Below are 23,754 nucleotides of genomic sequence, written 5' to 3' on the forward strand. Positions count from 1 at the left end.
CCCGCTGTGGGCCGCCTTGCGGGGGCGCCTCTGTGGCGCCCCCGTGGGCACCTCTGCGGGCACCTCCGTGGGCGCCTCTGCGGGTCACACCCGGATGTGCCCGTCCCCGGTGTAGATCCACTTGGTGGAGGTGAGCTCCGGCAGGCCCATCGGCCCGCGCGCGTGCAGCTTCTGGGTGGAGATGCCGATCTCCGCGCCGAAGCCGAACTCGCCGCCGTCGGTGAAGCGGGTCGAGGCGTTGACCGCCACCGCGGCGCTGTCCACGGTCGCGACGAACCTGCGGGCGGCCTGCTGGGACCGGGTCACGATGGCGTCGGTGTGAGCCGAGCCGTACCGCCGGATGTGCGCGACCGCGTCGTCGAGCGAGTCGACCACCGCGGCGGCGACGTCGAGCGAGAGATACTCGGTGGTGAAGTCCTCCTCGGTGGCCGGCACGACGTCCGCGCCGTAGGACCGCACCCGCTCGTCGCCGTGGACGGTCACCCCCGCGTCCTTGAGCACCGTCAGCGCCTTGGGGACGAACTCGTCGGCGATCGCGGCGTGCACCAGGAACGTCTCGGCGGCGTTGCACACCGAGGGCCGCTGCGCCTTGGCGTTCACCAGGATCTTCAGGGCGGTCTCGACGTCGGCGTCGGCGTCCACGTAGACGTGGCAGTTGCCCACCCCGGTCTCGATGACCGGCACCGTCGACTCCTCGACCACACTGTTGATCAGCGACGCGCCGCCGCGCGGGATCAGCACGTCGACCAGCCCCCGGGCGCGCATGAGGTGCCGGACCGACTCGCGGGTCTGGCCCGGCACGAGCCGTACGGCGTCCGCCGGCACCTCGGTCGAGGCCAGCGCCTCCCGCATGATCCGCACGAGCGCGGTGTTGGAGGAGTACGCGCTGGACGACCCGCGCAGCAGCACGGCGTTCCCGCTCTTGAGGCACAGCGCCGCCGCGTCCACGGTGACGTTGGGCCTGCCCTCGTAGATGATGCCGATGACGCCGAGGGGCACCCGCACCTGACGCAGCTCCAGGCCGTTCGGCAGCGTGCTCCCGCGCACGACCTCACCGACCGGGTCGGGCAGGTCGGCCACCTCGCGGACGGCGGCGGCGATCTTCGCGATCCGGGCGGCGTCCAGCCGCAGCCGGTCGATCATCGCCTCGGGCACGCCGTTCGCCCTGGCCTGGTCCAGGTCGACGGCGTTGGCCGCGACGATCTCGTCCGTGGCCGCCTCCAGCGCGTCGGCCACGGCACGCAGCGCCGCGTCCTTCGGCGCGCGCGGCAACGGCGCGAGCGCCGCCGCGGCGTCCTTCGCCGCCCGCGCGACCTCCAGGAACTCCGCTGCCTCGGATCCAACCTCGGGCACGACCCCGGGCACGACCCCGGGCACGACCCCGGACACAACCTCAGACACTGCCTCGGACATTGCCTCGCGCTCCGTCGCTTCTTCTCGGTGGACTATCAGGAGGGGACTATCAGGAGGGGCTACAGGATCACGATGTCGTCCCGGTGGATCAGCTCACGCTCATACTCCGGGCCGAGTGCGCTGGCCAGCTCCCGGGTGGAGCGGCCGAGCAGGTCGGGGATCTCCCCCGCGTCGTAGTTGACCAGGCCGCGGGCGACCGCGACGCCCGTCGGCGCGCACAGGTCGACCGGGTCGCCGGCCGCGAAGTCGCCCTCCACCTTCACGACGCCGGCGGGCAGCAGCGACATCCGCCGCCCCACCACGGCCTCGACCGCGCCCGCGTCCAGGTGCAGCCGGCCGCGCCCGGTCGTCGCGTGGGCGAGCCACAGCAGCCGGGTGCCGGGGTGGCGGCCCCCCGGGTGGAAGCAGGTGCCGATGTCGGCCCCCGCGAGCGCCTGGGCCGCGTGGGCCGCCGCCGTGAGCACGACCGGCACGCCCGCCCCGGTGGCGATGCGGGCCGCCTCCACCTTGGTGATCATGCCGCCGGTGCCCACGCGCCCGGAGGTGCCGAGCTCGACGCCCTCCAGGTCCTCCGGGCCCCTGACCTCCGCGATGCGGGCGGCGCCGTCCTTGCGGGGATCCCCGTCGTACAACGCGTCCACGTCCGACAGCAGCACCATGCCGTCGGCGTGGATGAGGTGGGCCACCAGCGCCGCCAGCCGGTCGTTGTCGCCGAACCGGATCTCGTCGGTGGCCACGGTGTCGTTCTCATTCACGACGGGGACGATGCCGAGCTCCAGCAGCCGGGCCAGCGTCCGCTGGGCGTTGCGGTGGTGCGAGCGGCGCATCATGTCGTCGGCCGTCAGCAGCACCTGCCCCACGCGTAAGCCGTACCTGGCGAAGGAGGAGGTGTAACGGGCGATCAGCACGCCCTGTCCCACCGAGGCGGCGGCCTGCTGGGTGGCGAGGTCCTTGGGCCGGGCGCGCAGCCCGAGCGGGCCGAGCCCGGCGGCGATCGCCCCGGACGACACCAGCACGATCTGCGCGCCCGCCAGCCGCCGGGCGGCCAGCACGTCCACCAGGGCGTCGACCCGGTCGACGTCGATCGTGCCGCTGGGGGTCGTCAGCGACGACGATCCCACCTTGACCACCAGCCGCGCGGCCTCGCCGATCCGCTGCCTGCCCGTCACCTCGTCTCCCCCTCCCACTCGTCTCCCCGTCTCACCGTGTCTCCCGGTCAGCCGAGTCTCAGGTCGGTGCCGCGCGGCCCGAGGACCGCCTCGGCGCCCCGCGACGGCTGCCAGTCGAAGACGTAGCCGCCCTCCATCGGCCCGATGACGACCTCCGCGCCGGCCGTGGCGCCGGCCTTGACCAGTTCCTCCTCGACGCCGAGCCGGTCGAGCCGGTCGGCGAGGTAGCCGACGGCCTCGTCGTTGGAGAAGTCGGTCTGGCGGATCCACCGCTCGGGCTTCTCGCCGGTCACCTGGAAGCGGTTCTCGTCGATCCGGCGTACGGAGAACCCGGCCTCGCCGAGCTGCTTGGGCCGGATGACCAGACGCGTGGGCTCCTCGACCGGAGCCTGCGCCCGGGCCGCCGCCACCATCTCGGCCATCGCGTACGACAGGGGCCGCAGGCCCTCGTGGCTGGCCGCGGAGATCTCGAAGACCCGCACGCCGCGCTCCTCCAGGATGGGCGTGACGATGTCGGCCAGGTCACGGCCGTCGGGGACGTCCACCTTGTTCAGCGCGACCAGGCGCGGCCGGTCCTGCAGGGATCCGTACGCCGCGAGCTCGGCCTCGATCACCTCGAAGTCGGTCACCGGGTCGCGTCCCGGCTCCAGCGTGGCGCAGTCGAGCACGTGCACGATCGTCGAGCAGCGCTCGACGTGCCGCAGGAACTCGTGGCCGAGGCCGCGGCCCTCCGAGGCGCCGGGGATGAGGCCGGGCACGTCGGCGACCGTGAAGACGGTCTCCCCGGCCGTGACGACTCCGAGGTTCGGCACGAGGGTGGTGAACGGATAGTCGGCGATCTTCGGCCGGGCCGCGGAGAGCGCCGCGATCAGGGACGACTTGCCCGCGTTGGGGAAACCCACCAGCGCGACGTCGGCGACGGTCTTGAGTTCGAGCACGATCTCGGCCTCGTCGCCCGGCTCCCCGAGCAGCGCGAAGCCGGGGGCCTTGCGCTTGGCGTTGGCGAGCGCGGCGTTGCCGAGGCCGCCGAAGCCGCCCTGCGCGGCGACGTACCGGGTGCCCGAGCCGATGAGGTCGACCAGCACCTCGCCGGTCCTGGCGTCCTTCACGACCGTGCCGTCGGGCACCGGCAGGACGACGTCCTCGCCGTTGGCGCCGTCGCGGTTCGAGCCCGTGCCCTGCTTGCCGTTGCCCGCGCGGCGGTGCGGCCGGTGGTGGTATTCGAGCAGGGTCGAGGTGTTCGGATCCACTTCCAGGATGACGTCTCCGCCGCGGCCGCCGTCGCCGCCGTCCGGCCCGCCGAGCGGCTTGAACTTCTCCCGGTGGATGGAGGCGCAGCCGTTGCCCCCGTCACCCGCCTTGATGTGCAGGACGACGTGGTCCACGAAGTCGGCCATCAGCCGCTCCCCCTTACTGCTGTGCCGGAACCCGGCCGGAACGCGGCCGGGGAAAACGAATGAGGCGGACCGAATGCTCGATCCGCCTCATCGTGCTGCTACAGGTGTCCGGGCGGATCTACTCCGCGGCCGGGACGATGCTCACCGCGCGGCGACCGCGCTTGGTGCCGAACTGCACCCGGCCGGTGGCCAGGGCGAACAGCGTGTCGTCGCCGCCGCGGCCGACGTTGTCGCCGGGGTGGAAGTGCGTGCCGCGCTGACGGACGATGATCTCGCCCGCGTTCACCAGCTGGCCGCCGAAGCGCTTCACGCCGAGGCGCTGGGCGTTCGAGTCACGGCCGTTCCGGGTGGACGAGGCGCCCTTCTTGTGTGCCATGGTTCACTCCCTGTCGGGGGTAAGCCGGGGTATCCCCCGGGAGACTACTTTCCGGGGTTGATATCGGTGACCTTGACCTGGGTGTACCGCTGGCGGTGACCCTGGCGCTTCTTGTAGCCACTCTTGTTCTTGTACTTCAGAATGCGGATCTTCGGACCCTTGGTCTCGCCGAGGATCTCGGCGAGCACCTGGAACCGGGAGAGAGTGGCTGCGTCGGTGGTGACATCGCCGTCGTTGACGACGAGCACCGCCGGCAGCGACACCGAGGAGCCGACCTCACCGGCGACCTTGTCCACCTCGAGGACGTCCCCGACGGAGACCTTCTGCTGCCTGCCGCCGCAACGAACGATCGCGTACACCGCGGAACCCTTCTACTGGCTAATGCTGAGATGCCGCGCCCCGCATCCAGCTGCTGTCGATATACGACCGGCGGTCCGGGCAGGCGCGCGAAGCCAGGCACGCCAACACCAGGCGCACCGGATGACCAGGGTACCGGATATCCGGCACCCAGGTCGAACCGAGCGGACCGCCGGGTGACGAAGTCGCTACTCCGCCGTCTTCCTGCGGGAACGTCGCCGTCCCCGGGAGGACGGCGCGGAGCCTTCGCCCTCGTCTGCGTCGATGGCGTCGGTCACGCTCTCACGCGCCGACGCCGTCGCGGCGGCGACCGATCCCTCGCCCGCCGCCAGCTTGTCGGCCACCGCCTTCTCGATGGCCATCTTGCCCTGCGTGCCGCGTGGCTCGGGCCTGCCCTCGACCGGTTCGGTCGACACGATGATCCCGCGCCCGTGGCAGCAGTCGCATGGTGTGGAGAACGCCTCCAGCAGGCCCTGGCCGACCCGCTTGCGGGTCATCTGCACCAGGCCCAGCGAGGTGACCTCGGCCACCTGGTGCTTGGTGCGGTCCCGCGCCAGGCACTCCAGCAGCCGCCGGAGCACCAGGTCGCGGTTGCTCTCCAGCACCATGTCGATGAAGTCGATGACGATGATGCCGCCGATGTCCCGCAGCCTGAGCTGGCGGACGATCTCCTCGGCCGCCTCCAGGTTGTTGCGGGTGACGGTCTCCTCCAGGTTGCCGCCCTGCCCGGTGAACTTGCCGGTGTTGACGTCGACGACGGTCATCGCCTCGGTCCGGTCGATCACCAGGGAGCCGCCGGACGGCAGCCACACCTTGCGCTCCATCGCCTTGGCGATCTGCTCGTCGATCCGGTAGGCGGAGAAGGCATCGGTCTCCTCCTGCCACTTCGACAGCCGCTCGGTGAGGTGCGGGGCGACGTAGCGGACGTACTCGTCCACGGTCGTCCACGCGTCGTCGCCCTCGACGACCAGCGAGGTGAAGTCCTCGTTGAACACGTCGCGGACCACCCGGACGGTCAGGTCGGGCTCGCCCGACAGCAGCTCCGGCGGGCTGGCCGACTTGGCCTTGCGCTGGATGTTCTCCCACTGGGCCGACAGCCGGGCCACGTCGCGGGCGAGCTCCTCCTCCGAGGCGCCCTCGGCGGCGGTGCGCACGATGACGCCCGCGTTCTCCGGCATGACCTTGCGCAGGATCTGCTTGAGCCGGGTCCGCTCCTTGTCGGGGAGCTTGCGGCTGATCCCGGTCATCGAGCCGTCCGGCACGTAGACCAGGTAGCGGCCGGGGAGGCTGATCTGGGAGGTCAGCCGGGCCCCCTTGTGACCCATCGGGTCCTTGGTGACCTGCACCAGCACCGACTGCCCGGACTTCAGCGCCGCCTCGATCCGCTTCGGCTGGCCCTCCAGCCCGGCGGTGTCGAAGTTCACCTCGCCGGCGTACAGCACCGCGTTGCGGCCCTTGCCGATGTCGACGAACGCCGCCTCCATCGAGGGCAGCACGTTCTGGACCTTGCCCAGATAGACGTTGCCGACGTACGACTGGCTCGACTCGCGGTCGACGTAGTGCTCGACGAGGACGCCGTCCTCCAGCACCGCGATCTGGGTGCGGCCGCCCTGGCGGCGCACCACCATGATCCGCTCGACCGACTCGCGCCGGGCCAGGAACTCCGACTCGGTGATGATCGGCGGCCGGCGGCGGCCCAGCTCGCGGCCCTCGCGGCGGCGCTGCTTCTTCGCCTCCAGCCGGGTCGATCCCCGTACGCCCTGGACCTCGTCGACGGACGTGGACCGGGTCGCGCGCGGCGCCCGGATGCGGACGACGGTGTTCGGCGGGTCGTCGGGGGTGGGCTCGGCCTCCTCGCTGCCCCTGCGGCGGCGACGGCGACGGCGGCGGGTGCCGCCCTGGGCGTCGGACTCGTCCTCGGCCTGCTCGCGGTCCTCGTCCTCGTCCTGCGCGGCCTGCGGCTCCTCGCCCTCGGCCTCGGACTCCTCGCCGTCCTCGGCGTCCCTCGTCCGGCTCCCCCGGCCCCGGCCGCCACGGCGGCGGCGACGGCGGCGGCCACCGGCGTCGGACTCGTCCTCGCCCTGCTCGCCCTGGTCGGCGGTCTCCTCCGGCTCCTCCTGCTCGAGGTCCTCGTCGCCGGCCGTCACCGGCGCCGGGGCGGGCGCGGCGGGCCGCTGCACGGGCACCGCGAAGGGGTCGGGAGCCTGGAAGAGCGGATGGAACAGCGCCGACGGCGCCTGGAAGGTCACCGAGGGCGAGGGCTGCGACCGGGAGGACAGCCCGAAGGGGTCGGCCACGACGTCCGGCCGGCCGCTCTCCTCATCGGTCTCACCGATCTCCTCGACGTCGATGTCCTCGATGTCGAGCGGCTCGTCGTCCAGCGGTTCCTCGTCGGGCAGGTTGAGCCGCAGCGCGGCGGCCACCTCGGCCTCCGCGGCGCTCATCGCCCTGGATCGTTCCGGTGCGGACTCGTCCGCGCGGACACGGCGCCGGCGTCGCGGCGCGGGGGTCTCCTCGGCCGGGGCGGACGGCGCGGAGGGCTCGGCCTGTTCGGCCTTCTCCGGCACGTCGGTCCGCTTGCGGCTGCGGCGGCGCCGCGTGGGCGCGGTCGGCTCGTCGTTCCCGCCGTCCACCGGCCCGGTGCTCGCGGTCTCGGCGCTCTGGGGCTCGGTGCTCGGGGTCTCAGTGCTCACGGTCCCGGTGTTCACCGGGTCAGGAGCGGCGGCCGGGGCCGCGTCGCCGCGAGCCACATCACCGAGGGCCACGTCGTCACCGGCCGGGGCCTGCGCGGGCACCGTCGTCTCCGCGACAGGCGTCTCCACCGGGGCGGGCTCGGCGGCCGGCGGCTCGGCGGTCTTGCGGCGGCGGGTGGCCCGCTTCGGCCGCTCCTGGACGACCGGCGCCTCCTGGCCCGGCTGCCCCTGCTCCGGCTGACCTGTCTGCTCCGGCTGGGCGGGTGCGGCGGGCTCCGCCGCCCTGGGCGCGGCCGCGGCGGCCACCGTGGTCACCGGCGGCGGCAGTTCGTCCGGCTCCGGCGGTGGCCCGGCGGGCCGGCTCGCCGACCGGCGGCGTGGTGTGGACGCGCGGACCGAACCGGAGGAAACCGCGTTCCCCCCGGTCTGGTCCCGGTCTTCTGTTGTCGTTTCACCGTCAAGGCTCACAGCCCCGTCAGTGGGCTCGTTGTCGAGCATGCGGGCGCTCTCCCGTCAGCCCCCGGGCACGTCTCCGCGCCGCGCGGAGGCTCTCGTCTCTCGCGGTCCGCCGGGCCTCCTGTCGGCGCCGCGGCGGCAAGTCTTATCGTTCTCCGCCTGCCCGGTCGAGGTCGAACGGGTCGGCGGGCTCACCGGTCACCGCGTCGAGCGGCCCCTGCGCCAGCCTGGTCACCGCAGCGGGTGACGGCGGCGCGAAGCCTGCCACGAGACGCAGCCCCATGAGCACGTCATCGGGTCGTACGGCAGGTGTTTCGTGCCGAACAACCATACGAAGTATGACACACGGCTGAACAGGCTCCTGACCTGCCGTCTTTTCCGGCCCCTCCACGACGGTCAGCGTACGCACCGCCTGGCGGGCGTCGAACCGCCGCATTCCCTTCTTGGTCAGGCGTTCCACCTCGACGTGACCGGCCGAGAGGAACTCCTTCACCGCCCGCTCGGCCTCCTCCGGTTCGGCCCCCGGGAGCCGCAGCTCCCAGACCGAGCCCTCCAGCCGGTCCGCCAGGCCGCCGTCCCGCGCCTCGACCACGTCGAGCACGTCCAGGCCCGGCGGCAGCGAGGCGTCGAGGTCGTCGCGGACCCGGCGTGGATCGCACGCCCGGTTGACGCCGATCTCCAGGTATTCGGCCTCGCTGGCCACCCCGGTGGGGGCGGCGCCCGCGTAGGAGATCTTCGGGTGAGGGTTGAAGCCCGCGCTGTAGGCCACCGGGATCCCCGCTCGCCGCACCGCCCTCTCGACGGCGCGGGAGATGTCGCGGTGGCTGGTGAAGCGCAGCCGCCCCCGCTTGGCGTAACGCACGCGCAGGCGCTGCACCGTGGGTTCGGGCGCGGGCCCCTCGGGAACGGGTTTCACCAGTTCCGTCGTCCTTCCGGTATCGGTCAGTCGTCTTGTCGGGCAGTGGGCAGGGCGCGGGCGTCAGATCACCGTGAGGGGCAGGAGCTTCCTGCCGGTGGGGCCGACCTGGATCTCCGTCCCCATCGTCGGGCAGACGCCGCAGTCGTAGCAGGGCGTCCAGCGGCAGTCCTCGACCTCCACGTCGCCCAGCGCGTCCTGCCAGTCCTGCCAGAGCCACTCGCGGTCGAGACCGGCGTCGAGGTGGTCCCAGGGCAGCACCTCGTGCTCGTCCCGCTCGCGGGTCGTGTACCACTCCACGTCCACCGGCTCACCCTCGAAGGCCCGCTCGGCCGCGGCCATCCACCGCTCGAACGAGAAGTGCTCGCTCCAGCCGTCGAACCGGCCGCCGTCCTCCCAGACCGCCCGGATGACCCTGCCCACGCGGCGGTCGCCCCGCGACAGCAGCCCCTCCACGATCGACGGCTTGCCGTCGTGGTAGCGGTAGCCGATGGCCCTGCCGTACTCCTTGTCGGAGCGCAGGGCCTCGCGCAGCGCCCGCAGCCGGCGGTCCACCGTCTCGTGGTCGCACTGGGCGGCCCACTGGAACGGCGTGTGCGGCTTGGGCACGAACCCGCCGATGGAGACCGTGCAGCGGACGTCCCGCGAGCCGGTCGCCTCCCTGCCCGCCCTGATGACCTTCTTGGCCAGGTCGGCGATGCCGAGGACGTCCACGTCCTCCTCCGTCGGCAGTCCGCACATGAAGTAGAGCTTCACCTGCCGCCAGCCGTTGGAGTAGGCGGTGGTGACCGTGCGGATCAGGTCCTCCTCGGTGACCATCTTGTTGATCACCTTGCGCATCCGCTCGGACCCGCCCTCCGGCGCGAACGTCAGCCCGGACCGGCGGCCGTTCCGGGACAGCTCGTTGGCGAGGTCGATGTTGAACGCGTCGACCCGGGTGGAGGGCAGGGACAGCCCGATCTGGCTGCCGTCGTAGCGGTCGGCGAGGCCCCTGGTGATGTCGGCGATCTCGGAGTGGTCCGCGCTGGACAGCGACAGCAGCCCGACCTCGCTGAAGCCGGACTCCTTGATCCCCGCCTCGACCATGTCGCCGACCGTGGTGATCGACCGCTCCCGGACCGGACGGGTGATCATGCCCGCCTGGCAGAAGCGGCAGCCCCGGGTGCAGCCCCGGAAAATCTCGACGCTGAACCGCTCGTGCACGGTCTCGGCCAGCGGGACCAGCGGTTTCTTCGGGTACGGCCACTCGTCGAGGTCCATGACCGTGTGCTTGAAGACGCGCGACGGCACGCCGTCGCGGTTGGGGACGACCCGCATGATGCGGCCGTCCGGGTGGTACTCGACGTCATAGAACTTCGGGACGTACACCCCGCCCGTGGAGGCGAGGCGCATCAGCAGTTCGTCACGGCCGCCGGGGCTGCCCTCGGACTTCCACTCGCGCAGCACCTCGGAGATCGCGATGGCGATCTGCTCGCCGTCGCCGAGCACGGCGGCGTCGAGGAAGCCGGCGATGGGCTCCGGGTTGAAGGCGGCGTGGCCGCCCGCCAGCACGATCGGGTCCTCGCCGGTGCGGTCCGCCGCCTCCAGCGGGATCCCCGCCAGGTCGAGCGCGGTGAGCAGGTTCGTGTAGCCGAGCTCGGTGGCGAACGACACCCCGAGGACGTCGAACGCGCGAACCGGCCGGTGGCCGTCCACGGTGAACTGCGGGACACCCTCGGACCGCATGAGCGCCTCGAGGTCGGGCCACACCGCGTAGGTGCGCTCGGCCAGCGTCTCGGGCAGCTCGTTGAGGATCTCGTAGAGGATCTGCACCCCCTGGTTGGGCAGGCCGACCTCGTAGGCGTCCGGATACATCAGGGCCCACCGGACGGTCGCCTCGTCCCAGTCCTTGACCGTCGAGTTCAGCTCGCCCCCGACATACTGGATCGGCTTCTGCACCTTCGGCAGCAGCGGCTCCAGGCGGGGAAACAACGACTCGACAGACATGCCTCCAGGGTATCGGCTTCCGGGAGTGGCCCCTGCGGATCTTGCCGTCCCTCGTGGGGCTCCAGGAGGGGTCAGAAGGGATGCCACAGCCGGTCGTCCCCGGCGCGCAGCGAGGCCAGGCGGTGCCGCAGCTCCGCGAGGGCCGCGGCGTCCCGGTGCCCGATGCGCAGGGCGGCCGTCAACGTCTGGAGCTCCCGGATGTCGCGCAGCACCGGATATCCCGGCCAGTCCCGGATGTCGTACCCGTAGGCGTGGACGAAGCCGTCCCGCTGGGCGTCGGACACGCCGAACCGCGCGCCCTGGAGGCTGGGCACCAGGTCGATCTCGCGCGGCCCGGCGCCGGCCGAGTCCCAGTCGCACAGCAACAGCCGGTCCCCCGTGCGGATCAGGTTGCCCCGGTGCGCGTCGCCGTGGACCAGCCCGTACGGCAGCGCGAACTCGACGCGCTCGTAGTACGCCTCCTCCAGCGCCCCGCACCGCTCCAGCAGCCACTCCCGTTCCTCGTCGTCCAGCACGCGGCTCGCGCGTACGGCCCGCCGCACGCGGCCGAAGGGATCGAAGGTCGGCAGCTCGAACGGCACGGGCGGCAGGGAGTGCAGGCGGCGCAGCAGGAGGCCGAGCGGGACCGGGTCACCGTCGCCCGCGCCCTCCTCGTAGTGCCAGAAGGTCGCAAGGCAGCCCTCCACCGCGAGGGGCTGGCGCACGTCGAGCGGCAGCGTGACCGGGAAGCCCTGCTCGTGCAGCCACCTCGTGACCTTGAGCGAGGTGACCAGCCGGTCGTACTTGCCGGGGGCGCCCGTCTCGGCGAGGCGGACGACCACCCTTTCGCTCGGCAGGTGGTAGACGACGTTGGCGAAGCTGCGCAGCAGCCGGGCACCGGACGCGTCGAGCCCCGCCAGGCGGCAGGCCTCCGCGAGCGCGGGCGGGATGCCCGCGACGGTGGAGACGGTCATCCCACGCCTCCTTCGGTCACGGGTGCCTCCGGCAGCGCGCGGGCCGCCGACTGGGGCAGGCCGGACGCGCAGAACGCCTGCAGCCGGTCGGCGAGCGGGCCGCCCACCCGCGGCCGGGCGGCCTGCAGGGTCTCGGCCAGGCTGTCGATCCTGCGCTCGGGCGGCAGGTCGAACAGCGGCGCCATGGCCCGCTCCGCCCCGTCGGGATCGTCTTCCATCAGATGCGCGGCGGCGAGGTGGGCCGCGGCCATCGCCTCGCAGCCGTACGACCTGTTCTGCCGGTCCTCCCGGGCGTACAGGTCGAGCGCCGCGCGGGCCTGGTCGATCGCGCGGTCCGGCCGGCCGAGGTGGAGGTACGCGACGGCCGTGTAGTAGGCGTGCTTGGCGGGCCGGAAGGCGAACTCGCCGGCGAAGCCGTCGTGCAGTTCGTCCCCCGCCCCCGGCTCGCGGGCGTCGGCCGCCTTGAGCAGGTCGTCCTCGGCCTCGCGGGTCCAGCCGAGCATGGCGCCGGCGCGGGCGCGCAGCATGTGCAGGCGCGCGCCGCCCTGTCCCCTCGGCAGGTGGGTCAGGCCGGCCTCGGCGTAGCCCGCCGCGTCCTCGTAGCGCCGGTCCCACAGCGCCACCGACGCCTGCATCCCGCGCGCCCACCCCATCAGCGACTGGTGCCCGGCGATCCTGCCGTACGTCCAGGCGGCGCGGGCGAGGGTGTCGGCGGGCATCCGGCGGCCCATGTCCATGCTGGCGTTGGCCATGAGACCGCACAGCGTGCCCGCCAGGAAGTACAGCTCACCGGCCTGGGAGGGATGGACGCGCCGTTCCAGCGCGCGCCGGGCCTGCTCCTGCAGCGCCCGCATCTCGACGAACAGCGGCAGCGGCGACTCCCAGACGTACCGCCGCGACAGCCAGATCACCTGGGTGCGCAGCCGCTCCAGCACGCTGTCGCCGACCTCGCTCGTCTCGGCCCGCTCGGCATGCTCGCTGGCCTCCCGGGCGGCGGCGGTGACCAGGTCCGGCGCCGTGCCGCGCGTCCACGGCCCGCGCTGCCCCTGTTCCGGGCGGCGCATCTCCTCCGGCGTGTAGTCGCGGGCGAACCCGAGTTGCACGGGCCCGGTCTCGAACAGCCGGCACAGCAGGTCGGTGTAGTCGCGGTCGGGCCGGGCCCCGGCCTCCCACTCCCGCCAGGACCGCTCGGTCAGCCCCCTGCGCTTGATCCGCTCGCGGTCGCACATCGCGTGGAAGCGCTCGATCGCCTCCTCGACCGTCCACCCGTACGCCAGCCGGACGCACTTGAAGCGCGACAGCCGCGGGCAGCAGAGATGGATCTCCTCGGCGATCTGGTGGAACACCGCGGTCGTGGGCGGGTCCCCGAGAGCGGCGAGGGTGCGCTCGCGGATACCGCCGGCGATCTGGATGGCGGACCGGTCCCCGCCGCGTGAGGGTGTCGTCATCGGCTCTCCCAGTGGTGACACCCGCACGCTAATGGTGTCGATGTCACGAACCGGTCACCTCGCGCACCGCGAGTCGCTCTCCTCCACCCGGAGGGGCGCGATGGTCCCGCCGCTGCGCAACTGCGCCGTGAAGAGCTGTCCGCACAGGCTCGCCGGCGTCTCGGCGAACCACACCGTCGGCGGGTCGCCCGCCGCCGCCGCGGCCCACCGGCCGCCGCCGTACACGATCCGGTAGTCGGGAAAGGCCCTGCGCAGCAGTTCCAGGGCACGCTGGCGGTCCCGCGCCTCGTCGTCCGGAGTCACCGTTCCTCCGTAATGGTTCGTTCAGCCCCCGAACCTGTTCTGTTCCCATACTGTTCGCCGCGCCGTGCGGCCGCCAGTGAGAGCCGGGATCCGCCACCCTGCGAACCGCTCTCATGCGAGTGTGTGTCACGAGGGCTCAGGACGAGAACGGCCGCGACCTGAGGTGGATCGCCTGGAGGACGGCCACCGCCGTCATGTTCGCGAACGTCGCGGTGCCGCCGTAGGACACGAACGGCAGCGGCACGCCGGTGATCGGCATGATGCCGATGGTCATGCCGACGTTGACGAGGGTCTGGAAGGCGAGCCACGCGACGACCCCGCCCGCGACGAGCGCGCTGAACCGGTCGTTGCACGTCCGGGCGATCCGGGCGCCGCGCAGCAGGATCACGCCGAGCAGCGCCACCACGGCGACGGACCCGACGAAGCCGAGCTCCTCCCCCGCGACGGTGAAGATGAAGTCGGTGTGCTGCTCGGGCACGAAGCGGCCGGTCGTCTGCCCGCCGTGGAACAGCCCCTTGCCGAACAGCTCGCCCGAGCCGATCGCCACCAGGGCCTGCCTGCTGTTGTAACCGACGCCGCGGGGGTCGGTCGACGGGTCGAGCAGCGCCGTGAACCGGGCCACCTGGTACGGCTTGAGCAGCCCCAGCGACCACACCGCGACCCCGGCCACGACCGCGAGCAGGATCCCGGCGACCACCCAGCGCTTGCGCACCCCGGAGAGCACGATGATCGCGCCGGTGATCGTCGCGAGCACCATCGTCGTGCCGAGGTCGGGTTCGAGCATGATCAGGCCCGCGGCCACACCGGTCAGCACGAGGCACAACGCGACGTTCAGGGCCCGCGGCCGGTCCTTGTCCCGTTCGGACGGCCGCGCGAGCAGCCGCGCGAGCATCAGCACGAGCACCGGTTTGGCCAGCTCGTCCGGCTGCACGGCGAAGCCGCCGCCGACCATGATCCAGGAGTGGTGCCCGTTGATCGTGGAACCCATCGGGGTGAGCACGAGCACCAGTCCCACGAGCGCCACGGCGTACAGCACCGGCGCGTACGTGCGGAGCCACCGGTAGTCGCTCACGGCGACGGCGCTGTAGAGGGCCAGTCCGATGAGCAGGTTGATCACGTGCTTCTTGGCCATCGCGGTGGGCTCGATGGACGACCAGGTCCTGGTCGACGACCACACCAGCAGCGTGCCCACGACGCTGAGTGCGAGGACCGCGCCGAGGAGAAGCCAGTCCATCCGCCAGACGACCGCGCCGCGCCCGATCGCCCGCCGTGCCAGCGATCCGCGTCCCACCCTCATGGCCTCGGTCATGGCAGGCGCCTCACTGGGTCCCGTCGCGGCTGATGGCCGGCAGCCGCGTGACCGGTTTGCCGTCGGGGAGCGCCGGCTGGATCGGCTTGTTGTTGTCGCCCTTGCCGAGGCCGAAGATGCCCTCCCAGATCCGCCGTACGGCGGGCGCGGCGGTCGAGGCGCCGAAGCCGCCCTGGGCCACCATGACCACCGTGACCAGCCGCGGGTTGTCGGCGGGGGCGAAGGAGGCGAACCACGAGGTGTCCTCCTTGCCGTAGACCTCCGCCGTGCCGGTCTTGCCGCCGATCTTCACGATGTTCAGCGGGAACCCGCGGAACGCGCCGGCCGCCGTGCCGTCGGACGGCACCTCGCTGAGGGCCTTGCGGATGTAGGTGCGGGTCTCGTCGCTGACCGGCAGGTGATACTCCACCGGCACCGGGATCTCCTTGTGCAGCGTGCCGTCGGGCCGCATGAGCGCCCAGCCGATCCGCGGGCTGCGCACGTTGCCGTCCCCGACGAGCGCGGCGTACGCCCGGGCGAGCTGGAGGGGCGTGACGAGCACGTCGCCCTGGCCGATGGACAGGTTCACCGCCTCGTACGCGTGGAAGATCATGCCCTCCAGGCAGTTCTCGTTGGCCAGCCGCTTGGCGAACGCGGCGCGGCTCTCGTTCTTCATCTCCGGGTAGCCGATCTTGGCCCGCCTGCACATCTCGGCCCTGGTCGAGTTGTAGAGGTCCAGCTTCCAGGCGCGGGTGGGGATGCGGCCGGGCGACTCGCCGGGCAGGTCGATGCCGGTGCGACGGCCGAAGCCGTACGCCTTGGCCATGTTCGGCATCGGCTCCTTGACCTTCGACTTGGGCGTCTTGCCGCCGTCGCGCAGCCACTCCTCGTATCCGGCCCTGTAGAAGACCGTGTCGCACGACTTCACCAGCGCCTCGTGCAGCGAGATCGCGCCGAGGCTCATGCCGCCCGCGTTCGGGTACGACCTGCCCTCGACGGTGTAGGCGCCGGGGCACTGGAAGGTGCCGTGCAGCGACTCACCGTCGGCGATCATCGCCGAGGCCGAGCTGATCTTGAACGTCGAGCCGGGGGCGTACTCGCCCGCGATCGCCCGCGACACCAGCGGCTTGCCCGACTTGTCGGAAAGGAGGCGCCGGTAGTCCTTCTCGGTGATGCCGCCCGTCCAGACTCTGGGGTCGTAGTTGGGCCGGCTCGCCATCGCGATCACCCGGCCGGTCTTCACGTCGAGGACCACGCCCGCCGCGCCGTCGGAGTTCGGGATCTCCTGCATGGCCTGGTCGAGCGACTTCTCCACGATCCGCTGCACCTTGGCGTCGATGCTGGTCACCAGGATGTCGCCGGGCACCGGATCGGACTGCTGGTCGACCGTGATGACCTTGCCCATCCGGTCGACCTGGACGGCGCGCAGGCCCGCCGTGCCGCGCAGGGCGGCGTCGTAGGTCCGCTCCAGACCGTCGCGGCCGGTGAGATCGACGCCCGAGTAGTTGGCCTTGAGACCCTCGCGCTTCTCCAGCTCGCTCTGCGTCACCGGCTGCAGGTAGCCGAGAAGCTGGGCGGCGTCCCTGCCGTTCGGATAGTCGCGCATCGCCTGGATGTCGGCGGTGACCCCGGGGAAGTCCTCCTGGCGCTCCAGGATCTGCAGCGCCGCCCGGGGATTGACGTTCGTCGCCACCGGGATCGGCGTGTACGGCGAGCCGGGCCAGCACGGGCGGCTGACGCCGGGGCCGCACGCCCGGATCTCCATCTTCAGCTTCGGCAGCGGCACCTTCAGCACGCCCGACAGCCGCCGCAGCACCGCGGCGCCGCCGTCCGGCATGCGCTCCAGCCGGCCGCGGTCCACCGAGACCACCAGCGTCGTGCGGTTGCGCACCAGCGGGCGGCCCGAGGAGTCGAGGATCGCCCCCCGTAGGGCGGGCACCCGCACCTCGCGGGTGCGCGTCTCCGTCGCGACCGTGACGAAACGCGATCCCTGCACCACCTGGACCTGCCACAGCCGGACGACGAGCACGACGATCATGGCGATGACCATCACCTGCAGGACGATCAGCCGCCCGCGCAACCGTGTCATGCCGCCCCCCGTCTATAGCCCGGAACCAGCTCCGTACGGCCCGCGCGTCTGCGGCGGCCGCCATACAGGGCGTTGACCGCCCACAGCACCAGCGGAGCGGCCACGAGATTGCAGACGGCCGCCCGCGGCCACGCCGTCGCCAGCACCCCCCAGGTGACCCCCGGCGCGCCGAGCAGCGCGCCCAGGCCGGCCACCATGCCGGGCGCGAGCACGCCGCAGGCCGCCATCACGAGCAGCGGCAGGCGATCGCCCATGCGACCGGCCGCGTAGCCGAGGGCGCACAGGACCAGCGCGTACTGGCCCAGCGTGTGGTTGGCGGGCGGCAGCAGGTCGTAGGCGAGCCCGCCGCAGAAGCCGATCACCGCGCCCGGCAGGGGCCCGCGCTTGGCCGCGAGCAGGGCGACCGTCAGGAGCACCAGGTCCGGCGCCCACGTGAACAGCAGCCGGTTCACCAGGCTGACCTGCAGCACCAGGGCGACGAAGAGCAGCAGCGCCGGGGTGACGTTGCGGAGCATCGCTTCAGTTCCTCCCGCCGCGGCCGTCGCCGGCCGCCGCACCCTCGCGTGCACGCGTGTCACGCGGTGCCGCGCCCGCCGTGCCCTCACGGGCCTGGGTCTCGCGCGGTGACGCGGCTCCGGCCACCCCTGCGGGAGGCGCCTGCCCGGCGGGACCGTACCCGTACCCGCCTGTCTCGTCCGCCCTCTGCGTCCCATGACGACCGCGCCGCTCCTGCGCGGCACCCGGCCGCGCCTCGCGCGCCGGGCGCTCCGCCGCGGCCCGCACCTCGTCGCCCGGCCGCCGGAGGCCGAACCCCTCCTCGAGCGACCTCTGGCCGGCCCCGTGCTCGCCGGGCCGCCGCTCCTCACGCGGTTTCGGCGGTTTCGGCGGCGGCGGCACCGGCGGGAGCACGGAGTCGCGGGGGTCCCGCTTCGGCGCCGCGACCACGACCCCGACGACGTCCAGTGCGGAGAAGTCGGTGAAGGGCCGCGCGTAGGCGGTCCGGGTGACCTCACCGGGGGTGTTGTCGATCCGCTCGACGACCCCGATCGGCACGCCGGGCACGTACGGCAGGCTCCGCTGGGAGCCGAACGACACGATCCGCCGTCCCACCCCGATCGGCACGGTGGAGTCGAGCAGCCGGAACTTGATCAGGTTGCCGCCACCGCCCGCCTCGCCGAGCCCGTTCACGACGCCGAGTTCGTTGCCGCCCTCCAGCCGGGCGCCCGCCGACAGGGCCGGATCGGTCAGCAGCGCGACCGTCGAGCTGGACGGGCCGGCCTGGATGACCCTGCCGACCAGCCCCTCGTCACTCAGCACGGTCATGTCGGCCCGGATCCCGTCGGCCTCCCCCGCGTCGATCTCGACCGTGTCCTCGAACCCGGCCACCGTACGCCGCGCGACGACCTGGGCCGGCACGATGCGGTAGCGGCCGAGACCCGCCAGCCCGAGCATGCGGTCCAGCTTGTCGGACCGCGCCCGGTCGAGCCGCTGCGCGGAGACCTCGTCCCGCAGCCGCGCATTCTCCTTGCGGAGGTCGCCGATCACGCGACGGGCGGACGGCGCGTCGCGCAGCATGCCGACGAAGCCGGTGATGGGCCCGGTCACGGCGGCGCCGACGCGCTCGGCCTTCCCGAACACCGCCGCCGCGAAGCCCCGCACCGGGCCGAGGACGCGGTCGCTCCCGGCCCGGTTGTCCACGGTGATCAGGATCAGCGCGACGGCGAGAAGGAGGCCGAGTATGAGACGGGCGCGGCGGGTGTCTCTCATGACCGCTCCTTAGCTGCGGGGCTCCGGCACGAGCACCTGCTGGAGGGCTTCAAAGTCCTCCACGCATTTGCCGGAGCCCAGCGCGACGGAGTCGAGCGCGTTCTCGGCGAGGTGGACCGGCATCCCGGTCTCCTCCCGCAGCCGGTCGATCATGCCGCGCAGCAGGGCGCCGCCGCCGGCCACGGCGATCCCCCGGTCCATGAGGTCGCCGGACAGCTCCGGCGGGCACTTGTCGAGCGTGGACTTCACCGCGTCCACGATCGCGTTGACCGGCTCGGAGATCGCCCGGCGGATCTCCTCGGCGCTGATCACGACGGTCTTCGGCAGGCCGGTGACCAGGTCGCGGCCCCGGACCTCGGCGTGGAAGTCCTCACCGGTCGCGCAGGCGGAGCCCACCGCGATCTTGACCTCCTCCGCCGTGCGCTCCCCCAGCATCAGGGAGTACTCCTTCTTGGCGAAGGCGATGACCGCCTGGTCGAGTTCGTCGCCTCCGACGCGGATCGACTGGCTGGTCACGATGCCGCCCATCGAGATGATGGCCACCTCGGTGGTGCCGCCGCCGATGTCGACGACCATGTTCCCGGTCGGCTCGTGGACCGGCAGACCGGCCCCGATCGCCGCCGCCATCGGCTCCTCGATGATGTACACGCGGCGGGCACCGGCCTGGTAACCCGCCTCCTTCACCGCGCGCTGCTCGACCGCGGTGATTCCACTCGGTACGGCCACGATGATGCGCGGGCGCACGAAGTGCCGGCGTTTGTGGACTTTCTGGATGAAGTACCGCAGCATCCGCTCGGTCACATCGAAATCGGCGATGACCCCGTCCCTCAGGGGCCGGATCGCGACGATGTTTCCGGGCGTCCGCCCGATCATCCGCTTCGCTTCGATCCCAACTGCCACGATCTTGCCGGTCGTGACGTTGATGGCGACGACGGACGGCTCGTTCAGGACGATGCCGCGCCCTCGGACGTAGACGAGAGTGTTCGCCGTGCCAAGGTCGACAGCCATGTCACGGCCCAGGAATGTCAGCTTGCTGCCCATGCGGAAGGAAGCCTTCCTTCAGGTGGTGAGCGGTTACCGGGTTCAGCGGGAGTGCGGGATGACGCATCGCATTCGAATCGTAACCGCACGTGCTCATGACTGGGCACATCGAGCTCCCAAGCCCCCGGAAAAACCGGCCACCCCCGACCTAAGCTCGGTCACCACCTGGGAAAACACGAGAGGCCCCGGTTTAAACCGGGGCCTCTCGTGGGGCAAGGGCTAGAAACGGTCGGGAAAGAAAATCTTGGTTTCCCGGGCCGCCGACTCCGGCGAATCGGAGCCGTGGACGACGTTCTCGCCGATCTCCAGCGCGTGGTCGCCGCGGATGGTGCCGGGCGCGGACTTCACGGGGTCGGTGAGCCCGGCCAGCGCGCGGAACGCCTCGACGGCCCGCGGGCCCTCCAGCACCATCGCGACGAGCGGGCCGCCGGTGATGAACTCCACGAGCTCCCCGAAGAACGGGCGCTCGGAGTGCTCGGCGTAGTGGGCCTTGGCCGTCTCGGCGTCGAGCGTGCGCAGGTCCATCGCCACGATCTTGAGGCCCTTGCGCTCGATGCGGCCGATGACGTCCCCGACGAGCCCGCGACGGACCCCGTCGGGCTTGATCAGGACAAGCGTACGCTCGGACACGGTCTTCTCTCCTATTGTCGTCGTGGGTGACGCTCATGTGGCGTCCGACCCGCCGGTTCCCGGGCATACCTGGGAGCTCCAACGCAACGGCAGCTTACCGGTCCGGGCCCGCCACTCCGCTCACCCCGCGTGGTCAGCGGACGGTGTCCGGCTCCTGCGGCCCGGCGTCGTCGCCCTCGGGAGAGGGCGTCGGCAGGGGGATCACCACCTGACCGGCGGACGTTGCGGCGGCGCTCCGCCGTGCCAGGACCGAGGAGAGCACGATCACTCCGACCACGACGAAGCCCCCGACCAGCGCCCACATGTGCAGCGCGTCGACGAACCCCTTGACGAGCGCGTTCCCCCCGTCCTTGCCGGCCAGGGCGGACCCGGCGGCCTCGCGCAGCCGGTTGACCTGGATGCCGGTGCCGAGCAGGAAGCCGGCGAGCACGGCGGGGAAGCACAGCGACAGGCCCAGCAGCGCGGAGCCGAGACCCGCCAGCCGGAACGCGCCGACCAGCGCCACCGCCGCCCCGGCGGCCAGCAGGACGAACGGCACCATCAGCGGCGTGCCGGAGGGCGCGGGGACGAGAAGCCTGATGGCGCACAGTCCGCCGACCATGGCGGCGAGGCCGAGAGCGGTCAACCGCGTGGCGGACGTCTCCGGGGCCCTGCCCGCCAGGACCGCCGCCGCGAGCGCGGCCAGCCCGGCCACCAGGAACGGCACCCACAGGCCCAGCAGTCCGGGACCGCCCAGCGGGCCGCCCAGCTCGATGTAGGTCATCTGCGCGGCGGTCGGCAGCACGACCAGCCCGACGGCCACGTTGACGAGCGCGAGGGTCCGGCCCCCCTGCCCCTCGAAGGCGCCGAACGCCGCGAGTGCCAGCATCGCGACCGTCGCGAGCGCCGCCGCGGCGACCACCAGCAGGGGCGGCCAGTCGAAGGTGACGCCCACGCCCAGCGCCGCGATCACCGTGGCGGGCACGACGGCCAGCCCGAGCCTGCCGCGTTCGGCGGAGGTGGGCCGTCTCAGCGGCAGGACCTGCCGCTCACCCTCCGCGTCGGCCCCACCGGCGCCGCCGGCGACCATCCACAGGACGAGGTACACCGCGGCGAGCGCCAGCGCGACCCCGGTGAGCAGCGGGTACGGCTGGAGGGTGACCCGCCAGGAGGACACGTCCCGGATCGCCCACAGGGCCAGGGCCTGCGCCGACAGCAGCGACGCGGCGAGCGCGCCGGCCCAGATCGGCAGCAGCACCCGGTGGCGGGGACGTTCGGCCACCGCGGCGAGCGTGGCCGGGACGAGCATGCCCGCGCCGATTCCGTGGAGCACGCGCAGCCCGCCGACGAGCGCGACCGTCTCGGTGTATCCGCCCGCGGCGTCCGCGAGCGCGAGCAGTGTCAGCCCCGCGACGAGAATCGGCGCCGCGCGGAACCTGCGCACCGCCATCGCGGCGATGGGCACGGTCACCAGCATGGCGGGCAGCGCGAGACCGTGCGCGCGGATCATCTCGATCTGCGAGACGCCCGGCGGCAGCAGCGCCGCCACGACGGAGATCGTGTTCGGGATCGCGACGACCGCGAGGGGCAGGGCGACCACGGTGAGCAGCCCGATGACGACGTCGACCAGCATGGGGACGCGCACGGCACGGACCGGCACGGCGGCCCGTGCCTGCGGTACGGGAGGGACGGCCATGGAAGCCGACTTTAGCGCTTCGTCGTCCCTTCGACACGGCGAGCGACGAAGATGGCGGTTATCCACAGGGCAGCGAAGATCACCCCGAGGAAGAACATGGCCGGGACCAGGAATCCCGTAGCGATTGTCAGGATCTGCAGCACGCTGCCCGCGATATAGGCGTACGGCCGTTTCAACTGGCCGGCGATCAGCACGCACAGGACGGCCAGGCCGAGCCCGACGGTCACCGCGAGCGCCGGGGACACGTGGTTGATGGTGATCGCGACAGGAGTCACCAGCGCGACGACGATCGCCTGCATGCCGAGAACGCTCGCGCAGAGCCGCCGCATGCCGGGGGTCACCTCGAACATGCCGCCGTGCTCCGCCCTCACCTGGCGGCCTTCAGCAAAACGCGGGCGTCGCCGGCCGTGACCACCGACCCGGTGATCAGGACTCCGGAGCCCAGTTCGTCTCCCTGGTCGGCCAGCCCGATGCCGGTGTCGATCGCGTCGTCCAGCCGGTCCTCGATGTGGACGCGGTCCGGGCCGAAGACGGCCTGCGCGCGGACCGCCAGGTCGTCGGGGCTCAGGGAGCGAGGGGAGGAGTTGCGGGTGACCACGATCTCCTCGGCCACCGGTTCGAGCAGGTCCAGAATCGTCTCCACGTCCTTGTCCGCCATCACCGCCACCACGGCGACGAGCCGCGTGAAGCCGAACGCCTCGGTGAGCGCATCCACCGTCGCCTCCATGCCCGCGGGGTTGTGCGCCGCGTCGACCAGGACGGTGGGCCCGCGCCGTACGACCTCCAGCCTCCCCGGGCTGCTCACCTGGGCGAACCCCTGCCGCACGACCTCGTCGCCCAGCGGGTCGTCACCGGCCGTCAGCGCCTCGACGGCGGCCAGGGCGCCGGCGGCGTTGCCGGCCTGGTGCGCGCCGTACAACGGCAGGAACACGTCCTCGTACACGCCCTTGAGGCCCCTGAGCTGGAGCATCTGGCCGCCCATCGCCAGCTCGCGGTGCAGCACCCCGAACTCGAGCCCTTCCCGGGCGACGACCGCGCCGACCTCGGCGGCCCTCCGCATCAGCACCTCGGCGGCGGGCAGCGCCTGCTGCGCCAGCACCGTGGTCGCCTTGGGCTTGATGATCCCCGCCTTCTCGCCGGCGATCGTGGCGATGTCCGGGCCGAGGTATTCGGTGTGGTCGAGCGCGACAGGGGTGATCACCGCGACCGTGCCGTCGGCGACGTTGGTGGCGTCGAAGGTCCCGCCCATGCCGGTCTCGACGACGGCGACGTCCACGGGTGCGTCGGCGAACGCGGCGAACGCCATCCCCGTCAGCACCTCGAAGAAGCTGAGCCTGCCCACCCTGGCGTCGATCATCTCCAGGTAGGGCGCGATGTCCTCGTACACCTCGGTGAACCGCTCCTCCGAGAGGGGCTCACCGTCGATGGAGATGCGTTCGCGCATCGACTGCAGGTGCGGGCTCGTGTAACGGCCGACGCGGAGGTTGCGCTCGCGCAGCAGCGCCTCGGTCATGCGCGCGGTGCTCGTCTTGCCGTTGGTCCCCGCGATGTGAACGACTTGGTACGACTTCTGGGGATCGCCGAGGATCTCCATCAGCGCGGCGATCCGATCGAGAGAGGGATCGAAATCCCACTCAACCCCTCGCTCCATGATCGCTTGCTCGACGGCTCGATATTCCACGACCCTCAGCGTACGGGACGTGGTCGTCGCCCTTCACCGCACACCCGTCGCCGGGGGCCGGGTTCGGGCATAAAAAAAGGGGGGCCATCCCGTATGGGATGACCCCCCTCAAAAAG

The 23,754-nt window shown here is 72.2% G+C and carries 20 protein-coding genes; all 20 read right to left on the reverse strand.

Features of this window, described 5'->3' with window-relative positions:
* Positions 1 to 84: 84 nt before the first annotated feature.
* The gene (locus Mam01_RS34705; protein ID WP_275409128.1) at positions 85 to 1,353 is read right to left on the reverse strand and encodes a glutamate-5-semialdehyde dehydrogenase; all 1,269 of its coding nucleotides are present in this window, start codon (positions 1,351 to 1,353) and stop codon (positions 85 to 87) included.
* A gap of 119 nt (positions 1,354 to 1,472) precedes the next feature.
* On the reverse strand, positions 1,473 to 2,582 hold the full coding sequence (gene proB, locus Mam01_RS34710) for a glutamate 5-kinase (RefSeq protein ID WP_239101846.1): 1,110 nt from the start codon (positions 2,580 to 2,582) through the stop codon (positions 1,473 to 1,475).
* 47 nt (positions 2,583 to 2,629) lie between these two features.
* The gene (gene obgE, locus Mam01_RS34715; RefSeq protein ID WP_150940559.1) at positions 2,630 to 3,979 is read right to left on the reverse strand and encodes a GTPase ObgE; all 1,350 of its coding nucleotides are present in this window, start codon (positions 3,977 to 3,979) and stop codon (positions 2,630 to 2,632) included.
* 118 nt (positions 3,980 to 4,097) lie between these two features.
* On the reverse strand, positions 4,098 to 4,355 hold the full coding sequence (rpmA, locus tag Mam01_RS34720; RefSeq protein WP_030505847.1) for a 50S ribosomal protein L27: 258 nt from the start codon (positions 4,353 to 4,355) through the stop codon (positions 4,098 to 4,100).
* A 44-nt stretch (positions 4,356 to 4,399) separates the two neighbouring features.
* Positions 4,400 to 4,714, reverse strand: a complete 315-nt coding sequence (rplU, locus tag Mam01_RS34725) for a 50S ribosomal protein L21 (protein ID WP_150940557.1) — start codon at positions 4,712 to 4,714, stop codon at positions 4,400 to 4,402.
* Positions 4,715 to 4,900: 186 nt separating this feature from the next.
* On the reverse strand, positions 4,901 to 7,720 hold the full coding sequence (locus tag Mam01_RS34730; RefSeq protein ID WP_373868743.1) for an Rne/Rng family ribonuclease: 2,820 nt from the start codon (positions 7,718 to 7,720) through the stop codon (positions 4,901 to 4,903).
* Positions 7,721 to 8,006: 286 nt separating this feature from the next.
* Positions 8,007 to 8,777 carry a TIGR03936 family radical SAM-associated protein gene (locus Mam01_RS34735; RefSeq protein WP_239101847.1) on the reverse strand — a complete coding sequence of 257 codons (771 nt, stop codon included), beginning with the start codon at positions 8,775 to 8,777 and terminating at the stop codon, positions 8,007 to 8,009.
* 63 nt (positions 8,778 to 8,840) lie between these two features.
* A complete protein-coding gene (locus tag Mam01_RS34740; protein WP_204289474.1) occupies positions 8,841 to 10,763 on the reverse strand; it encodes a TIGR03960 family B12-binding radical SAM protein in 1,923 nt (640 codons plus the stop codon).
* 71 nt (positions 10,764 to 10,834) lie between these two features.
* The gene (locus Mam01_RS34745) at positions 10,835 to 11,716 is read right to left on the reverse strand and encodes a phosphotransferase family protein (RefSeq protein ID WP_204289475.1); all 882 of its coding nucleotides are present in this window, start codon (positions 11,714 to 11,716) and stop codon (positions 10,835 to 10,837) included.
* Positions 11,713 to 13,164 carry an NsdA family TPR-like regulatory protein gene (locus tag Mam01_RS34750; protein ID WP_204289476.1) on the reverse strand — a complete coding sequence of 484 codons (1,452 nt, stop codon included), beginning with the start codon at positions 13,162 to 13,164 and terminating at the stop codon, positions 11,713 to 11,715. The genes Mam01_RS34745 and Mam01_RS34750 overlap by 4 nt, the downstream gene beginning before the upstream one ends.
* A 54-nt stretch (positions 13,165 to 13,218) precedes the next feature.
* Positions 13,219 to 13,467 carry a hypothetical protein gene (locus Mam01_RS34755; protein ID WP_204289477.1) on the reverse strand — a complete coding sequence of 83 codons (249 nt, stop codon included), beginning with the start codon at positions 13,465 to 13,467 and terminating at the stop codon, positions 13,219 to 13,221.
* 136 nt (positions 13,468 to 13,603) lie between these two features.
* Entirely contained in the window at positions 13,604 to 14,776 is a 1,173-nt protein-coding gene (gene rodA, locus Mam01_RS34760; protein WP_239101848.1) for a rod shape-determining protein RodA, read from the reverse strand.
* Between the two features lie 10 nt (positions 14,777 to 14,786).
* A complete protein-coding gene (gene mrdA, locus Mam01_RS34765; protein WP_204289478.1) occupies positions 14,787 to 16,844 on the reverse strand; it encodes a penicillin-binding protein 2 in 2,058 nt (685 codons plus the stop codon).
* A complete protein-coding gene (gene mreD / locus Mam01_RS34770) occupies positions 16,841 to 17,359 on the reverse strand; it encodes a rod shape-determining protein MreD (RefSeq protein ID WP_150940544.1) in 519 nt (172 codons plus the stop codon). The genes mrdA and mreD overlap by 4 nt, the downstream gene beginning before the upstream one ends.
* A 4-nt stretch (positions 17,360 to 17,363) precedes the next feature.
* Positions 17,364 to 18,611, reverse strand: a complete 1,248-nt coding sequence (gene mreC, locus Mam01_RS34775) for a rod shape-determining protein MreC (RefSeq protein ID WP_204289479.1) — start codon at positions 18,609 to 18,611, stop codon at positions 17,364 to 17,366.
* 9 nt (positions 18,612 to 18,620) lie between these two features.
* Complete coding sequence (locus tag Mam01_RS34780; RefSeq protein ID WP_150940540.1) at positions 18,621 to 19,652, reverse strand: rod shape-determining protein; 1,032 nt, start codon at positions 19,650 to 19,652, stop codon at positions 18,621 to 18,623.
* A 219-nt stretch (positions 19,653 to 19,871) separates the two neighbouring features.
* Positions 19,872 to 20,282, reverse strand: a complete 411-nt coding sequence (ndk, locus tag Mam01_RS34785; RefSeq protein ID WP_117408856.1) for a nucleoside-diphosphate kinase — start codon at positions 20,280 to 20,282, stop codon at positions 19,872 to 19,874.
* Between the two features lie 133 nt (positions 20,283 to 20,415).
* Positions 20,416 to 21,957, reverse strand: coding sequence for a hypothetical protein (locus Mam01_RS34790; protein WP_204289480.1), 1,542 nt, complete (start codon positions 21,955 to 21,957; stop codon positions 20,416 to 20,418).
* Between the two features lie 11 nt (positions 21,958 to 21,968).
* A complete protein-coding gene (locus tag Mam01_RS34795) occupies positions 21,969 to 22,328 on the reverse strand; it encodes a DUF4233 domain-containing protein (protein WP_239101849.1) in 360 nt (119 codons plus the stop codon).
* Positions 22,325 to 23,608, reverse strand: coding sequence for a bifunctional folylpolyglutamate synthase/dihydrofolate synthase (locus tag Mam01_RS34800; RefSeq protein ID WP_150940594.1), 1,284 nt, complete (start codon positions 23,606 to 23,608; stop codon positions 22,325 to 22,327). Before Mam01_RS34800 ends, Mam01_RS34795 begins: the two co-directional genes overlap by 4 nt.
* Between the last annotated feature and the right edge of the window lie 146 nt (positions 23,609 to 23,754).

The organism is Microbispora amethystogenes (assembly GCF_016863015.1).
Classification (GTDB): domain Bacteria; phylum Actinomycetota; class Actinomycetes; order Streptosporangiales; family Streptosporangiaceae; genus Microbispora; species Microbispora amethystogenes.